Annotated in this window: 23 protein-coding genes and 1 tRNA gene; 12 read left to right on the top strand and 12 right to left on the bottom strand. The window is 61.4% G+C overall.

Annotated features, from left to right (window positions below; translation table 11 throughout):
* Nucleotides 1-69: 69 nt before the first annotated feature.
* Nucleotides 70-144: transfer RNA gene (locus GA615_RS19680), tRNA-Pro, on the bottom strand.
* Between the two features lie 75 nt (nucleotides 145-219).
* On the bottom strand, nucleotides 220-1,368 hold the full coding sequence (locus GA615_RS19675; RefSeq protein WP_152053030.1) for a dienelactone hydrolase family protein: 1,149 nt from the start codon (nucleotides 1,366-1,368) through the stop codon (nucleotides 220-222).
* Nucleotides 1,369-1,689: 321 nt separating this feature from the next.
* Here GA615_RS19675 and GA615_RS19670 point away from each other — a divergent pair, with 321 nt between their 5' ends.
* The 3 genes from GA615_RS19670 (at nucleotide 1,690) to GA615_RS19660 (ending at nucleotide 4,926) form a co-directional block, all read left to right on the top strand.
* Nucleotides 1,690-1,896: a hypothetical protein gene (locus GA615_RS19670; RefSeq protein WP_152053029.1), complete on the top strand. Its 207-nt coding sequence runs from the start codon at nucleotides 1,690-1,692 to the stop codon at nucleotides 1,894-1,896.
* A gap of 174 nt (nucleotides 1,897-2,070) precedes the next feature.
* Nucleotides 2,071-3,447 carry a sulfatase gene (locus GA615_RS19665; RefSeq protein WP_161602442.1) on the top strand — a complete coding sequence of 459 codons (1,377 nt, stop codon included), beginning with the start codon at nucleotides 2,071-2,073 and terminating at the stop codon, nucleotides 3,445-3,447.
* Between the two features lie 117 nt (nucleotides 3,448-3,564).
* The gene (locus tag GA615_RS19660) at nucleotides 3,565-4,926 is read left to right on the top strand and encodes a CIA30 family protein (RefSeq protein ID WP_152053027.1); all 1,362 of its coding nucleotides are present in this window, start codon (nucleotides 3,565-3,567) and stop codon (nucleotides 4,924-4,926) included.
* Nucleotides 4,927-5,078: 152 nt separating this feature from the next.
* Here the strand turns inward: GA615_RS19660 and GA615_RS19655 are convergent, their stop codons facing one another.
* The 3 genes from GA615_RS19655 to GA615_RS19645 all read right to left on the bottom strand — a co-directional run bounded on the left by GA615_RS19655 (nucleotide 5,079) and on the right by GA615_RS19645 (nucleotide 6,538).
* On the bottom strand, nucleotides 5,079-5,633 hold the full coding sequence (locus GA615_RS19655) for a rhodanese-like domain-containing protein (RefSeq protein ID WP_152053026.1): 555 nt from the start codon (nucleotides 5,631-5,633) through the stop codon (nucleotides 5,079-5,081).
* Nucleotides 5,634-5,690: 57 nt separating this feature from the next.
* The gene (locus GA615_RS19650; RefSeq protein ID WP_152053025.1) at nucleotides 5,691-6,131 is read right to left on the bottom strand and encodes a DsrE family protein; all 441 of its coding nucleotides are present in this window, start codon (nucleotides 6,129-6,131) and stop codon (nucleotides 5,691-5,693) included.
* Between the two features lie 80 nt (nucleotides 6,132-6,211).
* The gene (locus GA615_RS19645) at nucleotides 6,212-6,538 is read right to left on the bottom strand and encodes a hypothetical protein (RefSeq protein ID WP_152053024.1); all 327 of its coding nucleotides are present in this window, start codon (nucleotides 6,536-6,538) and stop codon (nucleotides 6,212-6,214) included.
* Nucleotides 6,539-6,607: 69 nt separating this feature from the next.
* On the opposite strand from GA615_RS19645, the gene GA615_RS19640 reads away from it, so the two are divergent.
* The 4 genes from GA615_RS19640 to GA615_RS19625 all read left to right on the top strand — a co-directional run bounded on the left by GA615_RS19640 (nucleotide 6,608) and on the right by GA615_RS19625 (nucleotide 8,758).
* The gene (locus GA615_RS19640; RefSeq protein ID WP_152053023.1) at nucleotides 6,608-6,877 is read left to right on the top strand and encodes a hypothetical protein; all 270 of its coding nucleotides are present in this window, start codon (nucleotides 6,608-6,610) and stop codon (nucleotides 6,875-6,877) included.
* 134 nt (nucleotides 6,878-7,011) lie between these two features.
* Entirely contained in the window at nucleotides 7,012-7,371 is a 360-nt protein-coding gene (locus tag GA615_RS19635; RefSeq protein ID WP_152053022.1) for an ArsR/SmtB family transcription factor, read from the top strand.
* A 396-nt stretch (nucleotides 7,372-7,767) separates the two neighbouring features.
* On the top strand, nucleotides 7,768-8,223 hold the full coding sequence (locus GA615_RS19630) for a hypothetical protein (RefSeq protein WP_152053021.1): 456 nt from the start codon (nucleotides 7,768-7,770) through the stop codon (nucleotides 8,221-8,223).
* A gap of 238 nt (nucleotides 8,224-8,461) precedes the next feature.
* Nucleotides 8,462-8,758, top strand: coding sequence for a hypothetical protein (locus GA615_RS19625; protein WP_152053020.1), 297 nt, complete (start codon nucleotides 8,462-8,464; stop codon nucleotides 8,756-8,758).
* A 58-nt stretch (nucleotides 8,759-8,816) separates the two neighbouring features.
* Here GA615_RS19625 and GA615_RS19620 read toward each other — a convergent pair whose 3' ends face one another.
* On the bottom strand, nucleotides 8,817-9,641 hold the full coding sequence (locus GA615_RS19620) for a carbon-nitrogen hydrolase family protein (protein ID WP_161602441.1): 825 nt from the start codon (nucleotides 9,639-9,641) through the stop codon (nucleotides 8,817-8,819).
* Nucleotides 9,642-9,935: 294 nt separating this feature from the next.
* On the opposite strand from GA615_RS19620, the gene GA615_RS19615 reads away from it, so the two are divergent.
* The 3 genes from GA615_RS19615 to GA615_RS19605 all read left to right on the top strand — a co-directional run bounded on the left by GA615_RS19615 (nucleotide 9,936) and on the right by GA615_RS19605 (nucleotide 14,721).
* Nucleotides 9,936-11,915: an alpha/beta hydrolase family protein gene (locus tag GA615_RS19615; protein WP_152053018.1), complete on the top strand. Its 1,980-nt coding sequence runs from the start codon at nucleotides 9,936-9,938 to the stop codon at nucleotides 11,913-11,915.
* A 239-nt stretch (nucleotides 11,916-12,154) separates the two neighbouring features.
* On the top strand, nucleotides 12,155-13,579 hold the full coding sequence (locus tag GA615_RS19610) for a DUF1501 domain-containing protein (RefSeq protein WP_152053017.1): 1,425 nt from the start codon (nucleotides 12,155-12,157) through the stop codon (nucleotides 13,577-13,579).
* A 257-nt stretch (nucleotides 13,580-13,836) separates the two neighbouring features.
* Nucleotides 13,837-14,721: a DUF1223 domain-containing protein gene (locus GA615_RS19605; protein WP_152053016.1), complete on the top strand. Its 885-nt coding sequence runs from the start codon at nucleotides 13,837-13,839 to the stop codon at nucleotides 14,719-14,721.
* On the opposite strand, the gene GA615_RS19600 is transcribed toward GA615_RS19605, so the two are convergent.
* The 3 genes from GA615_RS19600 to GA615_RS19590 form a co-directional block, all read right to left on the bottom strand.
* A complete protein-coding gene (locus GA615_RS19600; RefSeq protein ID WP_152053015.1) occupies nucleotides 14,722-15,423 on the bottom strand; it encodes a peroxiredoxin family protein in 702 nt (233 codons plus the stop codon). It abuts the gene before it with no gap.
* Nucleotides 15,424-15,512: 89 nt separating this feature from the next.
* Nucleotides 15,513-16,496: a DUF1559 domain-containing protein gene (locus GA615_RS19595; RefSeq protein ID WP_152053014.1), complete on the bottom strand. Its 984-nt coding sequence runs from the start codon at nucleotides 16,494-16,496 to the stop codon at nucleotides 15,513-15,515.
* A 50-nt stretch (nucleotides 16,497-16,546) separates the two neighbouring features.
* Entirely contained in the window at nucleotides 16,547-17,590 is a 1,044-nt protein-coding gene (locus GA615_RS19590) for a DUF1559 family PulG-like putative transporter (protein WP_449343057.1), read from the bottom strand.
* Between the two features lie 851 nt (nucleotides 17,591-18,441).
* Here GA615_RS19590 and GA615_RS19585 point away from each other — a divergent pair.
* On the top strand, nucleotides 18,442-18,714 hold the full coding sequence (locus GA615_RS19585; protein ID WP_152053013.1) for a hypothetical protein: 273 nt from the start codon (nucleotides 18,442-18,444) through the stop codon (nucleotides 18,712-18,714).
* Between the two features lie 110 nt (nucleotides 18,715-18,824).
* Here the strand turns inward: GA615_RS19585 and GA615_RS27595 are convergent, their stop codons facing one another.
* Nucleotides 18,825-19,274 (bottom strand): nucleoside 2-deoxyribosyltransferase, encoded by a 450-nt coding sequence (locus GA615_RS27595; protein ID WP_161602440.1) that lies wholly within the window; start codon nucleotides 19,272-19,274, stop codon nucleotides 18,825-18,827.
* Nucleotides 19,275-19,571: 297 nt separating this feature from the next.
* Between GA615_RS27595 and GA615_RS27590 the strand changes: the two genes are divergently transcribed.
* Nucleotides 19,572-20,321 carry a hypothetical protein gene (locus tag GA615_RS27590; RefSeq protein ID WP_161602439.1) on the top strand — a complete coding sequence of 250 codons (750 nt, stop codon included), beginning with the start codon at nucleotides 19,572-19,574 and terminating at the stop codon, nucleotides 20,319-20,321.
* A 767-nt stretch (nucleotides 20,322-21,088) separates the two neighbouring features.
* Here the strand turns inward: GA615_RS27590 and GA615_RS19575 are convergent.
* Nucleotides 21,089-21,274, bottom strand: a complete 186-nt coding sequence (locus GA615_RS19575) for a hypothetical protein (RefSeq protein WP_152053011.1) — start codon at nucleotides 21,272-21,274, stop codon at nucleotides 21,089-21,091.
* A gap of 81 nt (nucleotides 21,275-21,355) precedes the next feature.
* On the bottom strand, nucleotides 21,356-21,595 hold the full coding sequence (locus GA615_RS27585) for a hypothetical protein (protein ID WP_161602438.1): 240 nt from the start codon (nucleotides 21,593-21,595) through the stop codon (nucleotides 21,356-21,358).
* Between the last annotated feature and the right edge of the window lie 236 nt (nucleotides 21,596-21,831).

Here is a 21,831-nt window from a genome sequence, read left to right as displayed (position 1 = left end):
TGCACAGGTTCTCTGCACAGCGTATCCGGGAGGATTCTAGGCTTGCCGTAAGTCCTTATCCAGCCTTAGTCGGGGCGAGAGGATTTGAACCTCCGACCTCACGGACCCGAACCGTGCGCTCTAGCCAAGCTGAGCTACGCCCCGTCACTGTCAAGGTGACGAGGGTGATTATAAAGGTTGAGCAGAGGCTGTCAACTGCGGTGAAGCTGAGAAGGCAAATCAATCGGAGAGAAACTGGTCGAACCAGTCGAAGGCTTCGGCTTGCATGGGGAGGTCGAATTTATGGGGGCCGGGGTAGAAGGTGCCACGGTAGAGGTTGGGAGAGCCGGCTTTGGTATAGAGATCGGTGAGCATTTGGTCGGCGCGTCGCATTTCGGGAAGGGTGAACAGAGAATCTTCCTCATCGTACTGAACAAGGGTCGGGCGGGGGACCCGGAGGCCGAGGATTTCGGGATAGTCGAGGTCGCGGGGAAGGCCGGGGATATAGATCATCCACGTGTGCGTATGGCTCTTGTGGAGGAGGTAGTCGCGCCAGGTACTCATCATGCCTATACAGCACGCGGCGGCGATGCGCTCGTCGGTGCCGGCGAGGAAGACGGTTCGAAGGCCGCCACCGGAGAGGCCGGCGCAGCCGACGCGGCTGGCGTCGACATCGGGGCGGGAGCAAAGGTAATCGAGCGCGCGGCGGTCCTCGCTCAGGAAGACGCCGGGCCAGGTCGTGCCTGCGCAGAAAAGACTTTTGGCCATCACGCTCTCATGTTGTGAGGCAAAGCGATTGTACGCCTCGATTTCCTCGACAGACTCGGGGTGGACCTCTTCGAGATCGCCCTTCAGTACCCGAGGAACATCTGCCAGGCGAATGCGACGGCTGGCGAAGGCGAACGTGTCGTGAATGAGGACCGCGTAGCCGCGCTTCGCCAGTTCATTGGCCCAGCTGACGCCACCGTAATAGTGGTCACGATGCTCTCGCATGACGGGGTGCAGGTCGTCCCCCATCTGGGCGATTTTTCGCCAACCGAAAGCCTTGTTGCCCCCGTGGTCGTGCAGGGCGAGGATGGCGGGGAGGGGCCCCTTGGCTGCGGTGGGCTTGAGCAGAACGGCTTCGGTCGGTGGGCCGTAAGGGAGTTGCCAGTTGAGATGTTCAACGACCAGACCATCGTATTCGAAGCGGTGCTGGACCTCGGCCTGTGGAATGCCTCCGCCCTCAGGCTCGATCATCAGGTCGGCCACGCGGTCGAGGGCCTGGTGACGCCATGCGACGAGGTCTTCGGGCAGAAAACGAGGGTTGCGGAACGAGAGACGAGCGGGACCTTCTCCGAGAAGTGATGCTGCCCAGGGACCATAAGCCCCGATCATGTTCGGTTCCACAGGATGCGTCTCCGGTCAGCAGAGTCGTTGAGAAAGGTCTGATTGAGCCGGATGAGGCTGGGACATGGCGGTATCGTGCGCTCTACCGCTCAATTTCCAGTGATCTCAGTAGCTCCCCAACAGTTCCTGGAGTTCAGACTCAGTGAGGAACGCAGTTCGCAGCCCTCAGCAAAGTCCGCACTTGAATCAAGGATGTTCGACAACGCCGCTTCTTGCAATCACCTGGTCGCCGAGTCGTTGCCGTTGCCTCCGTTTTGGGAGTACTCTCTGCGAAAGGGGGGTGACCCTTGAGATCGTCCTCAATTGTTCCAGGAGCCGACCATGACCGGAATTCAACACCAGTGGGAATATCGAACCGTCCGTCACGAGCGGGGATGGAGCGAAGAAACGCCGGGTGATCTTGCTTCGGAAGCCAGTGACATCGAAGCGAATCTTCAGGTGCTCGGCCAGGAAGGATGGGAACTGGTTTGCGTCCTTGGTGATCTGAACGCCGCGATCTTGATCTTGAAACGACCGATCTCGCTCTAATCGTCCAGGGCCACTAAGAGTCTCAATCAAAATGTTCAGGGACATGGGCTCATGAAAGATTCGAAAACAACTCTTTTCGTTGATTTAAGGGTTCGTTTGTGGGTTTCATGGGCGGGTCCGTTTCTGGCGATTGTGCTCGGCGGGGTCAAGACGCGAACAGTGAACGCGGATGACGTGTCCACCGAGCGACCACCCAACCTCTTGCTTGTGGTGATCGACGACCTGGGCTGGTCCGATCTTGGCTGTTACGGGGCTGATCTGCACGAGACACCGCACCTCGACCGCCTCGCAGAGCAGGGGGGGCGTTTCTCGGCGGCCTATGCGGCGCCGGTCTGCACTCCATCTCGCGCTGCAATCATGACTGGTAAGCATCCGGCCAGGCTGCACATGACGGTCTGGTCCGAGGCAGCCCGCCAACGGTCGTCCCTCAACAACCGGCCGCTTCTTCCACCGGTGACCCGAGCGGACCTGCCACATCACGAGCGAACCCTGGCCGAGTGGCTCCGTCCGGCAGGGTATCTGACGGCCCACGTTGGCAAGTGGCACCTGGGAGACTCAAGCCATTATCCCGAGACTCAGGGATTCGACCTCAACGTTGGCGGCACCCACTGGGGAGCGCCTCCTACCTTCTTTTTCCCGTATCATGGGCGATGGTCGAATACCGAGGAATACCGATACGTTCCGGGGCTACCTTGGGGAAAACCGGGAGAATACCTGACGGATCGGCTCACCGAGGAAGCCTTGAAAATTCTCGAAGCCGCAGGCGATCAGCCCGTCTTTCTCAGCGTGAACTACTACGCCGTACATACTCCCATCGAGGCCAAACCCGAACTCGTTGCATACTACCAGAAACGACGCTCCCCCGATGACCAGCACCAGAACCCGACGTATGCCGCCATGGTCCAGACGGTCGACGAGAATGTTGGCAAACTGCTCGCCGGTCTGGATCGGCTTGAAATTGCGCAAAACACGCTGGTGGTTGTCGTTTCCGATAACGGTGGTTACATCAACGATTACCGTGGAGTTCCGGTCACCACCAATCATCCGCTCCGATCCGGCAAAGGGTCACTCTATGAAGGGGGCATCCGCGTGCCGCTCATCATCCGTCTGCCGGGTGGTGCGGCGAACGAGGCAGTGATTGACACTCCGGTCACGCTCATGGACCTGTTCCCGACTTTTCTCGACGTTGCCGGCGTAGCGGTGGAACCGGAGCTGATTGAGGAACTCGATGGGAAAAGCCTCGTCCCTCTGCTCGATGATGAACCGTCGGCATGGGCTGGGCACGATGCGCTCTACTGGCACTTTCCCCATGATTACCCGACCACAACACCCGTTGGTGCCATTCGAGCCGGTAACTGGAAGCTGCTGGAATATTTTGAAGACGGTCGACTCGAACTCTACAACCTGGCCAGGGATCCCGGCGAGCTCGAAAATCTCGCCTCAGCACAGCCCGAACGGACGGCTGAGCTGCACCAGCAGCTGATTGACTGGCGAGCCCGTGTCGATGCCCAGATGCCCGAGCCGAATCCTGCCTACCTGGCCAATCCCTGACCGCCTTTTGACCTTTGGCGGGCTCGTGTCCACAATCGAAGCGGGGCAAGCTATGTATCGAACGCACAGGCGCTTCGCTCGACGCCCGGAACCGAACCCCAAAGGGGCCCGATTGGCATGACACGTACAGCCTGTTGGTTTCTCGTCGCGATGCTGACCAGCTCGGTGGGACTTGGCTCTCAACCAACCACCGAGGACGAGGACGGCCACACGATTCGCCCCTTGTTCAACTTCTCCCAGGCCGATGCATCGGCCGCGTGGCGAAGCGTGAACGACGGAGTGATGGGAGGAGTTTCCGAGGGATCGTTCCGGATCTCCGAGGAAGGGGTCCTGAGATTTTTCGGGACCCTCTCTCTGGAGAACAACGGCGGGTTCGCCTCGATCCGTTCCGTTCCGGGTCAGATGAATCTTGGACCGGACGATGTCATCGTCCTTCGCGTTCGGGGAGACGGTCGCGAGTACCTACTGAATCTCTACGTCCCGACCACTCGGATCGCCTACTCCTACCGCGCTCCGATGCCGACCGTCGCCGGCAAGTGGATCGACGTTCGCGTGCCGATCCAGGCGTTTGTCGCGAACTCCTTCGGTCGTCCCGTCCCTGGAGCGGGCCCAGTGGATCCCAAGCGGGTGACGTCGATCGGAATCACCCTCAGCGACAAGAAGTCGGGAAGCTTCACTCTGGAAGTCGCCTCGATCGGGGTTGAATCCGCGAGACTCAAGGAGCCCTCCACCCGGACCTTTACCTACACCGAGACGGAACACGGTCCTCTGGAGATGGTGATTCACTTCCCAAGCGGATGGGAACCGACCGATCACCGGCCGGCGATCGTCTTCTTCTTTGGCGGTGGCTGGACCAACGGCAGCATTGCCCAGTTCGAGCCCCAGGCCGAGTACCTTGCCCAACGGGGGATCGTCGCCGCCCGGGCCGACTATCGCGTCAAGTCTCGCCAGGAAGTGACCCCTAAGGATTGCGTGGACGATGCCTTCGCCGCCGTTCGATGGCTCACCGATCACGCCAACGAACTCGGGATCGACCCCGATCGACTCATCTCTTCCGGAGGATCGGCCGGTGGTCACCTCGCAGCCTGCACAGCCTTGAGTCCGGCTGTCGAGGGTGCCCCGGAACCCTCTCGCCCCGCTGCCCTCGTCTTATTCAATCCCGTCCTGAGATTCGACGGCCAGCCCCAGCTCATGGAGCGCATCGGTAATGATGACGCGATCGGCCGTCGCATTTCACCGACCTTGCATCTTGATTCAACATCTCCGCCGACCCTCTTGTTCTACGGAAACGAGGATCGGCTGATCGACCAGGGACGTGAATTCCTGGATCGAGCGACCGAGGTTGGCGTTCTGGCTTCGCTGTTTCTTGCCGAAGGCCAGGGGCACGGCTTCTTCAACCGCCCCCCCTGGCGCGATCGGACGACGGCAAGGATGGACGCGTTTCTCACCGAACTCGGCTACCTTGAAGCCAAGCAATGATCGACCGAACGGGCCGCCCCGTTGTTGTTCCAGGCGATCGGCCGGCCCATTCGGAGGCGTGAAGTCTGACCAGAATTTATTGCTCAATTCTTGAAGTGGGACACCCGCCCTTGGTTGGCCCACATCCGAATCGATTATTGTGACGGGTCAACTTACTTCGCGCAGGAAGTGTCGCAGCCGACCCGGTTCCAGGGCATCTTTGCGAGCATCATTCCCATGCCACAGGTATCGGTGATCCCTGCGAACACGAGACCCGCGCCGACGAATCCCGGGATGACCAGGAACCACGGATTGACGAACGCCCCAAGCGCAGTGCCGATCGCGACCAGTGTCCCGGCTGCGATCCGAACCTGACGCTCCAGCGAGATCGCTTTCTTGCCCCGAACCACCGGTAATCCGGCAGCTTCCCAGGCCTGCGTGCCGCCTTCGACATTCACGACCTTCTCGTAACCGGCCGCGACAAACTTCTCGGCCGCTTTCTGAGCCCGATTGCCAGTTCGGCAGATCAGGTACAGCGGTTCATTTCGAGAGCCGTTACGACTGTCCATCACAGACTTCGGCTCAAGCTGATCGAGTGGCACCAGTCGTGCCGGTTCGGCGTGAACCTCACGGAACTCAACCGGGGTGCGCACGTCGACCAGATCCACCGGCTGACCTTGCTTGCGCCGTTCTTCCAGTTCTTTCGGAGAAATGGTGGCAACGCTCATCAAATCGTCTCCTTCCCGGATCGATCACCCAGGAGTCTTAGTGAAGATCATCCCCGCTCAGGGTCTGAAATATGCGAACCCGTCAAATTGCTGACGACGAACCACCTCGACCGCTCCGGACGGCACGGTCCCGACTCCCGAAATCAGATCGTCTTTCGTGATCCCGTTGCGCTTCATGGTGTTCTCGCAAGCGACAAAGGTCACCCCGCGATCAATCAACGATGCGATCGCCTCGGCGTGATCCGTTCGAACCGCCTCCACGACATTGATCCCCCCGCTGTGGCAGACGACTACAACCCGAGCGGTGGGATCAGCTTCCAGGATTCTTGAAATATTTTTCATGCCCTGGCCTTGCCGCCCGGTGTCGGCAAAGTTCATGTGCACCAGCACCCGGAGCGACTCCGAGGTCTCCCTGTCGTCCGCTCGGGAGCCGGTCTGACTGAGCACCACGCCGACACCAATCAGGGCCAGGGCGGCCCAGGCAATCCTGGATGTCATGAAACGGTCTCCTCATTCAGGTTGATCACGTGGTCGATCAAAGGGTCTCGATCGACCGGTATCCCGACGCGAAACGCGCATTACGGTCGTTGCCCTCGACCCCGGCCACCTGCCCACGGGGGGCGGGCCGCCTTGTGGCCTTCGGCGACAAAACTGTTGACCTTCTTCGCATGGGCACGAATCAAGGGAACCACGTCAGGGTTCTCACTCGTTTCGATGACCTCGATCCCATTCTCGAGATTTGTCCAGGTCAGAGTGATCTCATCGGCATGAGCAAAAATCTCGCGAAATAGCGGGTCCCAAACCCGGACCTGACGACCCGTCTCCAGCCGCTTCGACATCTGCCGAACATGCTCCTGAAGCGAGGTGACCAGCTCGGGACGATCCGTAACCGTCTTCGTCTTCACCCCGCCCTCAATCTCCTCCACCGTTCTCGTAATCGATTGATGAGCACTCAGCAGTGCCTGGATGTTTCCATGTTCCACGTCCGACATGCCAGGACCGTGGCCGCTGCCGACTCCGGGCCTCGGCTCCGCGTCCTGTACTGCTCCATGACCTGTGCCATGCCTTGCCCCTCGGCCTGCACCGTGACCGAATCCTCGGCCCGCACCGTGACCCGGACCATGTCCGCATCGGCCCTGGCACCTTTCGGGGCCTCGCTGCTGCTGCCCCTCATGGGAGCCGTGGTCGTGCTGTGCCATCGCTCCCGGAGGTCCGATCATCAACGCCGCAACCGCGATCGCTAGGTGTCTCATCGCCCGGTGCTCCTGTACTTACAATTTCGAACCGTCTCGAACACCTTCCCCCAACCGATCGCCGTGCTACAATACTTCCACGCGACCGATTGACTATATTCCAAATCAGTTGAACAGTCAAGTCCATGCCTGCCACCATTCCCGATGCGTTCCTCGATCTGATGGCTGAGAAGTTTCGGATGCTGGCCGATCCGACCCGTCTGGCGATCCTCCGCGCCTTGATGCAAGGAGAGCGGAATGTCACCCAGGTCGTTGAGGAAACAGGGCGGAATCAGGCAAACGTCTCCAAGCATCTGAAATTGCTCGCAGATGCCGGGTTGGTGACCCGTCGCAAACAGGGGTTGCAGGTCTTCTACCGACTCGACGACCCGCTGGTCGATCGCCTTTGCAAGCTTGTCTGTGAGACGATCGTTCAGGATGCTCAGCAGGCCGTCGCTCGTCAGAAGACCCTGCTCTCGGGCTGGAGCGGTGGGGATGGGGCCTGATGCCCTGGCCCGAGGCGCAACGCCCGGGGGCCTCCAAATCGCGATGGTGGTGGAACAATCATGGGGCGAAGTCCTCCACGACCGGGGGGACAATTCCCCCCGGTCCGAGATGACGGCGACCCTCGCCGTAGACGCTACCGACCCAGGCATGAAAAAACCCCACCATGCGCATCAAAGGCATGACGGGGCGATCGTAGCCGTGCCTCTCGCCCCTCACGAGCGAGACGTCATCTTTCAAAGTATCGGTACGCACCCTTCGCCGTCAAGCAGATCAGTGGTTCCGTAGGTCGTGGCATGCGAATCGCATGTCTTGATTGGGAAGTCGAGGGCCGAATCGGGGACTGCGATGGTGTCGATCCGGCCGATTCCCCCGAGAGCTTTGAAGGAGTGCTTTCCATGATCCCCTTCACGGTCAGCCGGGTTCCCGAACACTCGCCTGAGTTCACTAACGAGGCTATTCGGCGCCAGACCGAGGCCCGGATCCTTCGCTTCGCTTCGGCTGGCCCTCGGGCGATCGATCGACGTCTGCGTCAACTCGACGACGAATGGGACATTGAGCGCGTGCTGGAAGCGAACGCATCAAGTCTCATCCTCGCGGGAATGGCACTGGGCTCCTTGGTCGATCGCCGGTATTACCTCGTGCCCACGGTGGTGGCAGGTTTTCTGCTCCAGCATGCCATTCAGGGGTGGTGCCCCCCGTTGCCCCTGTTCCGCCGTATGGGGGTTCGAACGGCTCACGAGATCGAGCAGGAACGCCGAGCGTTGTTGCTGCTGCGAGGCGATTGGCACGGCTTGCAGGGCGATACCGATCACGGTCGGGTTGAACAGGCGCTCCAGGCGGTTCGATCATGATCCCCTCATCGCAGCACCTGGCCGAGGGATCCGCCGGATGAGGTCTCCCCGCGGCTCTTCTCCGAGGCATCTTCGCAGACACTTGAGGATTCGTTCCAGCGCAACCGCAGGTCCTGCCGATCTTTCTTTGGCGGTTTGACTCCGACCCTATCGGACGAACCGCGGTCTCCTGGCCCCTCCAGGGACGATGGTTCGCTTGCAACTCTGTCGGTGAACCGGCTCGAATAGGAGGCGATCAATGAGTCAGACACAGGACGCCCCTCCGATTGACCTGATCCGCTGGACGTTTTCGGCCGATCCGGCTCGAAGCGATGAGATCGAAGGCTATCTCAACGACCTAGGTCTCGACGTCTATTCCCGAGGTGACGGTCAGTTCCTTGTTCTGTGGGATGAGCCCGACACGGAGCTCGACGAAGTGGTTGAGCGTCTCTGGGCCATCAATGGCGCACCCTTCGAGGTCACCCACGAGTCGTTCCGTCGCCTCGATCTGCTCGTATATCAGGAAGAGGAGGATGCCGAGGCCGAAGCCGCGTAAATTCGAGAGAACGACCGTGAGGCCGGTCAGTCTGACAAGCACCGGCCTCTCCTGATTCTCAATGATCCTCGGTCGATGAATCGTGCGGTGCCTCGATGATCCGAACCTGGCGTATTCCCTCACGCCACCATTCGCTAAGCGGCCCTCGAGTGACGCTCCTCAAGGCATTGCCGGCCGAAGCGAGGGAAAGGTCGAGGGTTGCACGAACGCTTTCCTCGTCAAACATTGACGCTTCCTCCAGAATCGTGCCGATTGGATCAATGATCCTGCTCTGCCCGTGCGATCCGCTCAGATCGTCGTTCGCCGGCGCATTGGCATGAACAACATAGACGGAATTCTCGACCGCTCTTGCCTGGATTTGTGCCCGGTACGGGTCAATCTTCCGCTCCTGTCGGATGCCTGACTCGTGCGAGAGGTAGAAGATCACGCGAGCCCCGGCCAGGACCGGCAACCGCACCAGTTCCGGGTAACGCTCGTCGTGGCAAATGATGATCGAGCAGGGGACCCCCTCGATCGAAAAGACCGAGAGGTGATCTCCCGGCGTTGGCCAGGGCTCCGCAAGCTGGACCTTGTGATACCGCTCGATCACGTTCCCCTTCGAATCAATCACGACCGCTGAGTTATACAACGCCTCGCCGTCACGAGAAGGGGTTCCCACAATCGCGGCGATCCCCGCTGTTCGACAGGCCGAGGCGAGTTGCTCGGCCGTCGCCTCCGTTGCCTCGTCCTCAAAGTAACCCGTCACAGCGCACTCCGGGAAAACGGCGACCTGGACCCCTTCCTCACTAAGATGTTGCATATGTTGAATCATTCGATCCACATTGGCATCGATTCCTCGGGTCGATCTCAGTTGCACGGCGGCCACGCGAAGCGTTTCAGCCATCGGCGCGGAGGATTCTCCCGCATGGAGCATCGGCGTGGTCGTGGATACGAGGAGAATCATTAAACGGATGAAAGGAAGCGGCATCATTGTGGTCTCCAGACTCTTCCTGTTCCGAGAGTCACTGTTTGCGGGCCGAGCGACTCATTTCACCTTACTCTCGATGGGACTTCGGACGGTACGTGCTGGCGAAGTCGTTCCTGTTCGGGTTTGATGTCGGGACATCCGAACTCAAGGCCGATAGCGGCCGAGAGGCCGAAATTCTGGCCAGACATCCGTTTTCATCGAGGGGCCGTCATGCCGAGTTTCCCGCTCCGACTGTGTTACACCATCGTGGTTTTCTCCGGATCAATCGCTCCCGTTCACGCGGACGAACCAAGTCGCGAGGCGGTGGCCGAGGCCCTCGGCCGCATGGTCCTCGAACGGGACACGACCATGACAGAGGTTCGCCAGTTTGTCGAACCCCGAATCCCTCGAATGCCCGAGGTCGCAACCGAGGCCGAATGGCAAGCCGCCGCCGACAAGATCCGCGCCGAGGTGCTCGACCAGGTCGTCTTCCGCGGCGAGGCCGCGTCGTGGCGTGATGCCGAGTGCCGCGTCGAATGGCTCGACACGATCGAGGGCGGTCCCGGCTACCGGATTCGGAAGCTCCGGTACGAAGCCTTGCCCGGCTTCTGGATTCCCGCCTTGCTCTACGAACCGGAACAGTGTGATGGGCTGGTGCCGGTTGTCTTGAACGTCAACGGCCACGATGCCGCGGGCAAGGCCGCCCCCTACAAGCAAGAGCGGTGCATCAACCTGGCCAAGCGAGGCATGCTTGCCCTGAACGTCGAATGGATCGGCATGGGGCAACTCCGGAGCGAAGCCAACGCGCATGGCCTGATCAACGCGATTGATCTGTGCGGTTCGGGAGGGATTGCCACGCACTACCTCGCGATGAGCCGGGCACTCGACCTGTTGCTCGATCACCCGAATGCCGACCCCAAGCGTGTCGGCCTGACCGGCCTCTCCGGAGGGGGTTGGCAGACGATCTTCTACAGCGCACTCGACCCTCGGATTACCCTGTCGAATCCCGTGGCCGGTTATTCCAGCTTCCTGACCCGCATCGAGTATCTCTCCGACCTGGGAGACTCCGAGCAAACCCCTTGCGACCTGGCCACCGTGGCCGACTACACGCACCTGACGGCCTTGCTCGCGCCTCGGCCCACACTCCTGACGTTTAATCAAAAGGATAATTGTTGCTTCGCGGCCCCCCACGCGTTGCCCCCCTTGGTTCAGGCGGTTGCGCCGATTTATTCCCTGTTCGATCGCGAAGCCAACCTCCGACTTCAGGTGAATGTGTCTCCCGGAACGCATAACTATGAGATCGATAACCGCGAGGCCCTTTACAGAATGATCGGCGACCACTGGTTCCCCGACGACCCTTACTACGACGCCACGGAAATCCCCTGCGCCGATGAGGTCAAGACCGCCGAAGAGTTGCATGTTCCCCTCCCCGACGACTCTCTTAGCTTGCAGCGTCTCGCCCTCGATCTCGCCGCATCGCTTCCCCGAGAACCGAGCATTCCCGACGATCCCGACGCAGCCGAAACCTGGCGAGAGGAGCGTCGCACCGCTCTTCGCGAGATTGTTCGGCCGATCGAAGGGGAGGCCGTCGTCGAGCGTGTCAGCGATGGCTCGCGGGAGGCCCTCGTGGCGACCACCTACCGACTCCGCCTTGCTGACTCCTGGACGCTTCCCGCCGTTCGCCTGGAACCTGCGGATGTTGAGAACCCGGCCGGTACGGTCCTGGTGCTTGCCGACGGCGGCCGGACCGAAGCCGAGGATGCGGCCCTGGCCTTGCTGGCCGAGAACAAGCGGGTCGTTGCCATCGATCCCTTCTTCTTCGGAGAGTCTCGCCCCGCCCAGCGCGATTACCTCTGGGCCTTGATGATTGCCACCACCGGCGAGCGTCCGCTTGGGGTACAGGTGGGGCAGATCCTCGCCGCCGCAAAGGCCATTCGCTCGGCAACGGATGGTGAATCCCCCTCGATCGTTGCGATTGGGCCTCGTGCCAGTGCGGTCTCGTTGATCGCGGCTGCGCTCGGTCCCGACCTGATCACCGAGGTCAGTCTCGATCGCCCCTTGACCAGTCTGAAGGCGATCCTTGAGGAGGGCCGCACCTACGACCAGTCGCCCGAACTGTTCACCTTCGGCCTTCTTGAAGCATTCGACTTGCCTCAGGTCGAGGCCCTCGTTGCTCCCCGAACGATCCGCCGGGTAGCCTCGGGCGAGTAATCGCAAGAGTTCTCGGTTCCCGCGGCCTCGTCGTCACGCTCAATGGTCCGACCGTGATCCGGAGCACTGAGCGTGACCGAAGGCGCTCTGCGAAGCACCAGACGCTCCATGCGACTTGCCGATCTTCGCTACCCTATACAGACTCAATCGTGTAACATTGGTTCAATAATCGCCGGATGCTTCCCAACGAGCCGGGATCGCCCCGGAGGCCCCGTCTCCTGTCGCACGGGAAAGAATTTATGAACCTGCCGATCGCGTCTCATCGCCCCCCGAATCCGTCGCGCCGGGAGCTGCTCCGTGCCGGTCTCGCCGGTATGGGATCACTGAGCTTGCCCGGCCTGTTTCGTCTCCGGGCCGAGGCCGCGGCGGCAGGGGCCGAGCGATCGGAACGCACTGCGGTCATTCTCGTCTGGCTTCGCGGAGGATGCAGCCACCTCGACACGTACGATCCGAAGCCCGACGCCCCCTCCGAGTATCGCGGGCCGTTCAAGCCGATCGACACCCGGACCCCCGGTCTTCAGCTCACGGAATTGATCCCGTTGCAGGCCGGGATCTCCGACAAGTTCACCGTCCTCCGCTCGATGGCACACACCGGAGCAGGGCACCCTTCGGGATCGCTCCAGTTGCTCTCGGGCGATCCCGACATGCAGGACAAGCCCGAACCGGTCTTCCCCGACGTCATGGCTGTGGCCGACTACTTCCGCTCCGGTGGTCCTCCCCGGGCGCTCCCGAACTACATCGGGGTCAACCCGATCGTGCGGTACGATGGTTTCGTGATCGCAGGGCCCGCCTTCCTTGGCCCCTCGCACGAGCCGTTCGCCGTGACGGGCGACCCCAGCGCACCCGATTTTCGGGTTCCGAACATCGGACTTCCCGAGGCCGAGGCCCGCCGCCTTCAGACGCGTCTCGGACTCCGACGCCGGATGGACGACGTGCGCCGGGCGATCGACGCATCCCGCTCCGTTCAATCGATGGACACGTTTCAGGAGCGTGCCATCGACCTCCTGACCAGCCCCGAGGCCGCTGTGGCCTTCGATCTCAGCCGCGAGGATCCTCGCGTCCGAGACCGCTACGGTCGGCACGCCTGGGGACAACAATGTCTGATGGCTCGCCGACTGGTCGAGGCCGGCGTCGATCTCGTGACCACCACCTTCGATGGTCCTCTCTGCGGCCGGGTGGCCAACTGGGACGATCACGCGGTGAATCACCACGTCTTCGAAGCGCTTGAGCATCGCGCCCCTCCCTTTGATCAGGCCGTTACAGCCTTGATTGAAGACGTGTATGCCCGTGGGCTCGATCGCCGCGTGATGGTCATCGTGACTGGTGAATTTGGCCGGACCCCTCGCATTTCCCACGTTGCCAGCAGCGGCGGCGGAGTCGCCAGCGGCCAGGCCGGCACCGTGCAGCCCGGGCGTGACCACTGGCCCCGTGCCAACTCAATGATCTGGGCTGGCGGCGGCATTCCGACCGGCCAGGTCATCGGCGGCACCGACCGTTACGGCGAAGATGTGGTCGATCGCCGAGTTGGGCCCCATGATTTCCTCGCCACCATCTACCGCCATCTCGGCATTGATCCCGAAGCCACCATTCCCGACCGCTTCGGCCGTCCCATCCCCATTGCCCCCAACGGCCGGCCGATTCCGGAACTGACTGCGACGTCCTGATCCACGCCCTGGCCGTGCGGTCGCTGTTGTCTTCAGGACGCGTGCTGCAACTGCTCCTTTTCCAGGTCAGCGGGAGAGAATGACCCCGCTGACCTCGGCTTTTCTCAGGTTTCCCAGTCGCAGTCCGATTCTGAATTGTCCGAATACAATTTGATCGTCAAGCGTCAGTCCCTCCGACTCGTGGCCCAAATCGCCGGTTGTCAGGCGATGGAACGGATCACTCGTTCCGCAAAGCCACACGACGAGGAGAACCACTGATGGATCACTGCCTGGCGATCGCGACCCTCTGCTGGATCCTCCCCCTGAGCTTCGTCTCGGCCGACGATACCTCGCTCCTGCCGACCCCAAGCGAACCCTCCTCGGTTCGCGAGATCCAGGCGAAAGGCTCGCAAATCGTGCTCGAACTCTACACCTCACAAGGGTGCAATTATTGCCCGAACGCCGAACGATTGATCCAGGAGATGATCCAGAAGGGATACGGGCGGAACCGAGTGATTCCCCTCGCCTTTCACGTCGACTACTTCAACACCCCCTGGACCGATCCGTTCTCCAATCGGTTCAACAGCGGTCGGCAGTGGGCCTATCATGAAGCCTTCAAGAAACGGAATGCGAACGCTCCCGACCTCTACTTCACCCCGATGATCATGGTCGATGGCCGCTACCCCATGAGCGGCTATCATTCCGAGGGGACTGCGCCGCTTTGGCCGTTGTTGAAGGCCAGGCTCGATCGAGCGGGCAAGACGCGGCGCGAGGCAAGCCTGAGTGTTCGCGTCGAATCGTTCTCAGATCGCCCCTCTCATCGCTCGCTCACGATCCGAGCCCAGGCGAAGACCGCCCGACTCGCCGGGAAAGATCTTCTTGCCTGCGTCGCCATCACAGAAGGGCCGATGAGCACTGCGGTTCCCTCTGGTGAAAATGCCGGTGAAACGCTGGTCGAGCACAACGTCGTCCGATCCCTTCAATATGAAACCGTTTCCCTCCGCCGTGACGCGCTCACCGAAACCACCATTCCTGTCACACTGGCGGAAGGGGCTGATCCTGCTCGCTCTGAGATTGTCGTCTTCCTGCAAGACGAAGCGACCGGGGCCATCTTCCAGGTGGCGGCAACCCCCTGGAACGATCCCCCGCAGCCGGCTCGCTGATCACGGCTCCTGAGCGACGGCTGCGTCCGCGTCGTCCAAGGGGAAGGGACACCCGGAATAGGGAAGTTCTGGAGCTTGCTCGGCACCCACCTCTGCCTCGGCCTGACCGGTCAACGTGGCGAGGCGAGCGGACATCTCACGGAGAATTTCCTCGGAGTAGCCTGGCCAGTAGGCCGTGATCTGGCCTTCTTTATCAATGAGAACGACATAGGCCGAGTTCTGGACCTCGAAGGCCCGCACGATCTCCAGATCCTTGTCGGCAAGCACCGGGTAGGTTGTTCCGTGGGCAGTCACCCAGCGCTTGGCGACCTCAACATCACCGTCGATAATACCGAGGAACGAGGCACGATCGCCGTAGCTCGCATGCAAGCGGGCAAAGAACGGTTCGGCCGACGTGCTGCACGGGCATCCGTCCTTGATGAACACCAGAAACACGGGGCGATCGCCCACCAGGCTTGTCGAATCGATCGTCCTCCCTTCGTGACTCTCGGCCACGAATCCCGGCGCCGGTCGATCGGCCATCGCCTCGCTCGCGGCTTGCATCTCGGGAGTCACAAGATGTTCCTCATCGACCAGAACGCCTGTGACGACCAGCGGCCCCCGGCGATCAGGTGCCTTCGCTTCCCATCGCCACCACGCAAACGCTCCCACAAGCACAAGAGCCCAGATCGTGATCGAAAAGGTCCATTCTCGTGTCGACATCACTGTCCCCGGGTTCAACACTCGGATCGTCGTGACCGGATGGCGTCCGATTCGCCGATCGCTTTGTTTACTCCATTGTAGGCAACGACTCAAAAGGCGTCGGCCGAAATGACCTCGCCACCCCGTCGCGTGGCAAGGGCTCGCCAGGTCATCGGGTTGACTGTGTCTTTGAGAAATCCGACATGACCGTCGCAGAAAAGCAGATTCACGCCTCCAGGGTGATCGCTCCTCGCCGCTTTCCAACCGCGCACGTGGGTATGGTAGCAGTCCGGTTGCCGGTCGTTCGGCAGCAGGAAGTGGTTGTAGAGTGCGGCATCGAGTCGGCCAACGGCCCATCCGTAGTTGCGGTTGCCGCGCCAGGGGAAGGATGCGCCGACCCCGCAGTTCTCAATCGAGGGACGATTCGCGGGTGGCTGTTCCGAGCCGAGATGCAAATACTGTCGCTTCACATCTCCCCTGGTTCCGGCTGCGGTATCCCTCCCTTCGCCGACAAGCGATTCGCTGACCATCGCGGTGTTGGAAAGGCCATCCTGGATATTGGCAAAACTGACGAGACTCGACACGAAGCTGACGCCATCGGCGAGCGGTGCCAGGAAGTTCCCGTCGTCAGGAACTCCCGACCCCGCGCTGGCGACGTAATTGGCCGGCCGATACTGCGGGTCGAGGATGATCCGGTTGTTCCCATCGCTGGGACACAGGAAGACCGCGACCTCGGTCTGCGTTGCGGTCAGGTTCTCTGGTCGAACCGGAGCATTCCCGCCTGCTCGTAAACCGAGATCAAAGTTGATCGCGGAGAAGAGCGCCGCCTGCTCCAGAAAAGGAAAAACCCGGGCCAGCGGGCTAAATTGATAAACCGGCCCGAGGTTCGCCGGGGGGAGACAGCCATTGGTATCGTGATATTGGTGCATGGCAATTCCAATCTGCTTCAGATTGTTGTTGCAGGCGATCCGTCTGGCTGCCTCGCGGGCACTTTGTACGGCGGGCAGAAGCAACGCGATCAGGATGCCGATGATCGCAATCACGACGAGAAGCTCGATGAGTGTGAATCCCAAGGCCCGTTGCTGGGTTTGCATCAATGTACTCTTGTTTGATGGGTGGGGTATGGAGAGCTTCGTTTCGCCAATCAATATGAATCATTCGAGATCACTTCACCAGCGTTTCGTGTCGAGAGGGCTCGCCAGGCGATCGGATTGACCGTGTCCTTCAGGAATCCGACGTGGCCGTCGCAAAAGAGGACGTTGACCCCACCCGGATGTTGGCTCCTGGCGGCTTTCCAGGCGGGGCTGTGCGGTACGAACGGACCGAGGCAATCGTATTGCCGAGAATTTGGGGTGAGGTAATGGTTATAAATGGTGTTGCGAAAGTCACCGTCCCACCATCCGGCTCCCTTGTCGAGTCGCCAGCCACGGCCAGCCGCGGCACACGAGCTCTCAGTGAGTGGAAGGCTGGCGGATCGCGCAATCAGGCGGCCTGGTTCGTCGGGAATCGGTGTGGGTGAGGCTTGATCGAAGGGGGGGCCGCCGGGACCAAGCAATTGCTCGGACACCGCAGCAGTCTGGCTCGATCCGTCTCGAATGGCAGAGAGATTGACCACCGCGGTCGAGAATGCCCCGTTGGCGTCGATCACGTCGCCCGGCGCAGTTCGACCTCCGTTCAGGCCGTCTCCGACGCAGAAGACGTAGTTTGTAGGGCCGGACACCGGGTCAACACGCTCTCCCGAGTCGCTCGGGCAAAGAAACAAGGCATCGACCGTTTGTCGAACCGTCTGATTGGCTGGAAAAAACGTGAACGATCCGGAAACCCCATAGCTTCCCGAAGCGCCCGTGGCGATCGGCCAATCCATGTTCAAGGCATTGTAGACCTGCGATTGTTCCAGATACGGTGAGAGTTGCGCCAGTGCCGACCATCGGTAGTGCAAGGCCGGGATTTGCGGGTCATGCGAACCGGGCCTCGGATAGAGATACCCCACTGGAAACGCGTTAACGGTTGCGTGATAATTGTGCATCGCGATGCCAAGTTGTTTGAGGTTGTTCACGCACTGAGCCCGTCTCGCCGCTTCTCGTGCCGCCTGGACGGCCGGTAAGAGCAACGCGATCAAGACACCGATGATCGCAATGACCACCAGCAATTCGATGAGGGTGAATCCCGAACGTCGATCGATGCGCATCATCGAGCAATCCCTTTCTGTGAGAATGGTCGGTGGTAAGTCGAGAGAGTTCCAGCGAGTAAAAAATCTCTAAACCCTGTTCGTCCTGCGCAGACCGTGGCCGATCTCCTCGATCGGGACCAACAGACGCACGACGATCCGGATCGACGCGCCATCGCGAGTCGAGTCGAAAAAGTGTTGCCCTCCGGGAACATCACCGGAAGAAGAAGGGATGCGCCAGAGTCACCTGGATCGTGAGCCTCGAACTTCGGACAAACGATCCCGAATCTCAATCACGCGAGAGAACGGTGATGAGTAGGGTCGCCCGGAGGACGGATCGCTCGACTGTCTCCGATCGACCCCGAGCCTCATCACAACTTACCCGTTGCACGATCGGGCAAGCGGATCTTGAGGAGATCGGGAACGCTCGATCCGGTGACAGCCTTCGACAAACTCGTCCCCCGAGCGACGGGGCATCCCAAGCTCTCGGCGCAACTCGACCGTAGAGTAGGATCAGAGGCACAGAACCACCCCGACATCGCCGGCAACCACGACGAAACCTACAGGAACAAAGTCCTGATGGATTGTCCTGACTGACCGCTGACACTACCTGGTCGGGTGGGTGACTCGACACCGCTCAGCCGAGTACGCCGATCCGGGAGGACTCGGGAGGTTCATCCGGCAAGTCGCCGGGCAGCTCAGACGAGAAGCGATCGATGAAGGAGGGGAGGGGGGGCCGCGCTTTCACGGCGTCAGGACGATCCCACGTTGCCAGGTTCGCCGGACGCTCCCGTGGAGACATGAGCGAGGTGGTTGCTTCCTGGTCTCCACCGCACGGCATCGGGCCGATACACGCAGAGGAAGCGGAAGCGATGGCCAGTAGCTCCGCCTGTACGGTGGTTTCGCTCGAAGAGGAGGGCGGAGGAGTGGTCGAGGATTTCGAGGGCTTCGCCAACGGCGTGCAGCAGCATTTTGCCGAGCTACAGGTCGGACCACAGCAGCACGCAGGTCTGGGAGACGGGTTCTCGGATCGAGACGACCCGCTCGAAACCCTGATCCAGGGCCCGCACAGGACCATCAACACGATCACCGCCACGCCGGCCAGAGCCGATCGGATCGGAACTCGATCTGCGTGCTTGGCGTGAGCAAAGTGCATGGTGATCAGGTCAGAAACGCGGAAGATTCCAGAGGTTTCACCTAGTGTTGAGAGTCGATTCTTAACCGTCAAGGGTTCACCCCTGAAGAATTTCAGAGATCACTTTATTCGATCCAGGCAGTCGATGATCTGTCGGGAAACCTCGTCGAGCGACGTTTCGGGTGATGTCAGAAGCACTTCGGCCGAGACGGCTTGAGAAAGCATCAGATTGATGGTCGGCACTCGCTGGCCGGGCAAGGCGTCTCCTCCGGCCCTGAAGTCGGTTCGAACCGCGACGATCGGAATGCCCAGGGCGAAGGCCAGGCCACACTCAAAGCTCGTTCCGCTGTCCGGATCGGCACCGTCGAGCACGGCAACCACGGCGTCAGCTGATCGGACTCCCTCCACGTCGAGTTGGAAGATCGCGTCGGCCTCCAGAGTTTCAAGCTGTTCGATCGCGCTTTGAGGCAAAAACACCTGGTGGCCGGCCGCGATCAAGGCGTTGGCCAGCGCTGCGTTCCAGGCTCGCTCCGCCTGAGAGAACAAGGGGCCGGCGAGATAAAGGTGCATGGAAAAGGTGCTCCTTGGGTTCGAATCACACGGGTGTTCGACAGACACTTCAGCTCTCGCGATTGCCGGGATGCGGCCGATTGTGCCGATTTTCCGCAAGGTGTCGTGCCCCGGCGGCCGATGTGAAACGGTGAGTCGCGGCGGTTGTCTGACCGTCCCGGTGGTGATTTCGCCATCGAGGTCGGGCCGACCGAGGGGTGTCAGGAGGATGCCCCGCCCCGGGAGGAGCCGGATTCCGGCTCCCGATCCACCGGAACCGCGAAGGGAAGAGGACCCTGTCCCGGAGGAATCAACCCGATGCTCCGCATTGCCCATTATGCCCCGGCCCTGATCGGTCTGGCCCTGGTCGCACCCGCGACAGCTCGTGCTCAGTCGCACTCCCATTCCGCCCCGGATTGCGAGGCCTGCATGGCCGCTCGCCACGCAAGCCCGGTGGTCGAAGAGCGCAACGGGATCATTGGTCGCCTCCGAGGCGGGGATCGTGTTTCCATCCCCACCGGTCACCATGTCAATCGGCGCGGCGAGCCCATGCATGCCCACGCTCAGGGCAATGCCTACGCTCCTGCCTCCAATCCTTCCTGGGGCAACGGCTCGCAGCACCTCTCTTACGAGGTTGGACATGATGCCGAGACCGGCTACGCCAATCTTAGCCCAGGCCATGCCGTGCCGTCGGCACCTTACGGCGCGATCGCCTCGGGCGAACCAATGCCAATTGGTGAGATGCGAACCAGCTATGTCACGCCGATGTCTGCTGCCGTCCCGACGGCTCCGGCTGCCATGCCGAACGCTGCGAGCATGAATGGCGGATTCACGGGAGTGCCAGTGATCCCGCCCAACCCCGCCATCGAGGCGTGGCACCAGAACCGATTGCCCGATCGCGTCGTCCCTCGTCGATCCGGTCCACTGGAAACCATGCTTGGCACCAGCAGCCTGATGAACTGGGTCGAAAAGCGCAAGACCCTTCGTGCCATGCGAGCCTCGGCCAAGCAGGGGGCCTACGCCCCGTCGATGCACCAGATGCCGGGCTGGGCCGTCGACAATCGCTGATCGCTCATCAGGAATTGCAAAATTCGCTGCGGAGCTCGCAGGCTCAACTGCCCCTGGTACGGGGGGATCGCTCATCAGGCGATGCTCCGGTGCCAGGGGTGTTTTCATTGGGCCACTGCTCAGGCAACCCGAACTCACACGGCCAGCCAGTCGTCGCGATGCTCTCAGTTTGCCCAGCCGTTGCATGCGGAACGCCCCCCCTGGCCGATTGATCGGTTCGATTCCAGCAGAGGACAGGGCCGGGCCGATTCAAAAGGTCAAGACGCTCGACCGGCGCCGGTGCTCCCGGCCTCTCCCAAACCGTAGGAATCGCGGGGGGAGGGCCAATTGGCTTGCATCGGTTTCCAGGTCGCAAGCGGCTTCGTCGGAGGATGGCGACGGCCCCGCACAGGACGGCGCGGACACGCTCGCCTCGCTCGGTTCCGAACCACTCCAGGAGGGAGACTGGCCATGTTCACAAGGGATTGACCATGCGTATCGGACATCGGCGAGGACTGGGACTGGCTGTCGCGCTGCTAGGCGCCTTGGCCGGCAATGCCTCGGCGGGTGGTTTCATTTCGGATATCGCCCCCTGGGCCCACACGATTCCCCGTGTGGCCTACGCCCGTAATCTTCAAACCGGCGACCTCTACTACGCCCCGGCGATTCCTTACGGCCACTATGCCAAGGATCACGGTGCGGGTCTTGCCGGTGCCGCCGGCCACCTTCATGGTGCTGCCGCTCATCTCAAAGGTGCCCTTCATGGTGCCGGTGGCCTTGGGCACGGATCAGGTCTTGGGCTCGGTCACGGTGGGCATGCTCACGGTGCCGACCTCGGCCAGGGCCTTGGTCATGTCCATGAAGGCGTCGGCCATGGCCTGGGCCTCGGCTCGGGAATCGGCCACGGTGGGCTCGGATCGGGCCTGGGTCTCGGCAAGGGGCTTGGGCTGGGCAAGGGGGGACATGGAGGTCATGACCTTCACGCTCCGCTCAGCTCTCCTCAGTTTGATCCGTCCATGACAGGTGGCCACGCCTCCGGCAAGCACGGTGGTGGCTTACTCGGTGGCCTTGGTCACGGCGGAGGTCTTGGGCTCGGGCACGGTGGTGCCCTTGGTCATGGCAGCGGCCTTGGTCACGGTGGCGGTCTGGGCCTTGGCCATGACGGTCATGGAATCGGTGACGGTCACGGCCACGGTGGTGGACATGGTCTTGGGCATGGTGGAGGTCTGCACGGTGGCCTGGGCCACCTGAAGGGCCTTGGCCACAATGCACTCGGCTACCTGAACGGGATGCATCCGAGCAACCAGGTCCGATACTTTGTCGGAGCGGGTGGGCCGGTCCCCCTGACCCCGGGTTACGTTCCCTACATCAACGTGACCCGATCGCCGCGAGACTTCTTCGCGTTCCCGCCTTACCTGAATCGGGCGCTGGACTACTGAGCCCGCCTTCCGGAAAGTGAATAGCGAGACCGCTCGGCCCATGCCTGGGTCGGGCGGCTCGCCGTTCACCGGAATCAGGACGATCGCGGGCG

This window comes from Tautonia marina (assembly GCF_009177065.1).
GTDB lineage: Bacteria > Planctomycetota > Planctomycetia > Isosphaerales > Isosphaeraceae > Tautonia > Tautonia marina.
This window is presented reverse-complemented; position numbering and strand designations above follow the sequence as displayed.

What these genes read in the sequence shown, in the direction of transcription:
- GA615_RS27590 (WP_161602439.1), top strand. Translation starts at nt 19,572, where the DNA reads ATGCTCCGCATTGCCCATTATGCCCCGGCCCTGATCGGTCTGGCCCTG.
- GA615_RS27595 (WP_161602440.1), bottom strand. Translation starts at nt 19,274, where the DNA reads ATGCACCTTTATCTCGCCGGCCCCTTGTTCTCTCAGGCGGAGCGAGCC.
- GA615_RS19640 (WP_152053023.1), top strand. Translation starts at nt 6,608, where the DNA reads ATGTTCCACGTCCGACATGCCAGGACCGTGGCCGCTGCCGACTCCGGG.
- GA615_RS19620 (WP_161602441.1), bottom strand. Translation starts at nt 9,641, where the DNA reads ATGGCTGAAACGCTTCGCGTGGCCGCCGTGCAACTGAGATCGACCCGA.
- GA615_RS19575 (WP_152053011.1), bottom strand. Translation starts at nt 21,274, where the DNA reads ATGACCTCCATGTCCCCCCTTGCCCAGCCCAAGCCCCTTGCCGAGACC.
- GA615_RS19655 (WP_152053026.1), bottom strand. Translation starts at nt 5,633, where the DNA reads ATGAGCGTTGCCACCATTTCTCCGAAAGAACTGGAAGAACGGCGCAAG.
- GA615_RS19625 (WP_152053020.1), top strand. Translation starts at nt 8,462, where the DNA reads ATGAGTCAGACACAGGACGCCCCTCCGATTGACCTGATCCGCTGGACG.
- GA615_RS19670 (WP_152053029.1), top strand. Translation starts at nt 1,690, where the DNA reads ATGACCGGAATTCAACACCAGTGGGAATATCGAACCGTCCGTCACGAG.
- GA615_RS19610 (WP_152053017.1), top strand. Translation starts at nt 12,155, where the DNA reads ATGAACCTGCCGATCGCGTCTCATCGCCCCCCGAATCCGTCGCGCCGG.
- GA615_RS19650 (WP_152053025.1), bottom strand. Translation starts at nt 6,131, where the DNA reads ATGACATCCAGGATTGCCTGGGCCGCCCTGGCCCTGATTGGTGTCGGC.
- GA615_RS19660 (WP_152053027.1), top strand. Translation starts at nt 3,565, where the DNA reads ATGACACGTACAGCCTGTTGGTTTCTCGTCGCGATGCTGACCAGCTCG.
- GA615_RS19615 (WP_152053018.1), top strand. Translation starts at nt 9,936, where the DNA reads ATGCCGAGTTTCCCGCTCCGACTGTGTTACACCATCGTGGTTTTCTCC.
- GA615_RS19590 (WP_449343057.1), bottom strand. Translation starts at nt 17,590, where the DNA reads ATGCGCATCGATCGACGTTCGGGATTCACCCTCATCGAATTGCTGGTG.
- GA615_RS19635 (WP_152053022.1), top strand. Translation starts at nt 7,012, where the DNA reads ATGCCTGCCACCATTCCCGATGCGTTCCTCGATCTGATGGCTGAGAAG.
- GA615_RS19595 (WP_152053014.1), bottom strand. Translation starts at nt 16,496, where the DNA reads ATGCAAACCCAGCAACGGGCCTTGGGATTCACACTCATCGAGCTTCTC.
- GA615_RS19600 (WP_152053015.1), bottom strand. Translation starts at nt 15,423, where the DNA reads ATGTCGACACGAGAATGGACCTTTTCGATCACGATCTGGGCTCTTGTG.
- GA615_RS19585 (WP_152053013.1), top strand. Translation starts at nt 18,442, where the DNA reads ATGGCCAGTAGCTCCGCCTGTACGGTGGTTTCGCTCGAAGAGGAGGGC.
- GA615_RS19630 (WP_152053021.1), top strand. Translation starts at nt 7,768, where the DNA reads ATGATCCCCTTCACGGTCAGCCGGGTTCCCGAACACTCGCCTGAGTTC.
- GA615_RS19605 (WP_152053016.1), top strand. Translation starts at nt 13,837, where the DNA reads ATGGATCACTGCCTGGCGATCGCGACCCTCTGCTGGATCCTCCCCCTG.
- GA615_RS27585 (WP_161602438.1), bottom strand. Translation starts at nt 21,595, where the DNA reads ATGCATCCCGTTCAGGTAGCCGAGTGCATTGTGGCCAAGGCCCTTCAG.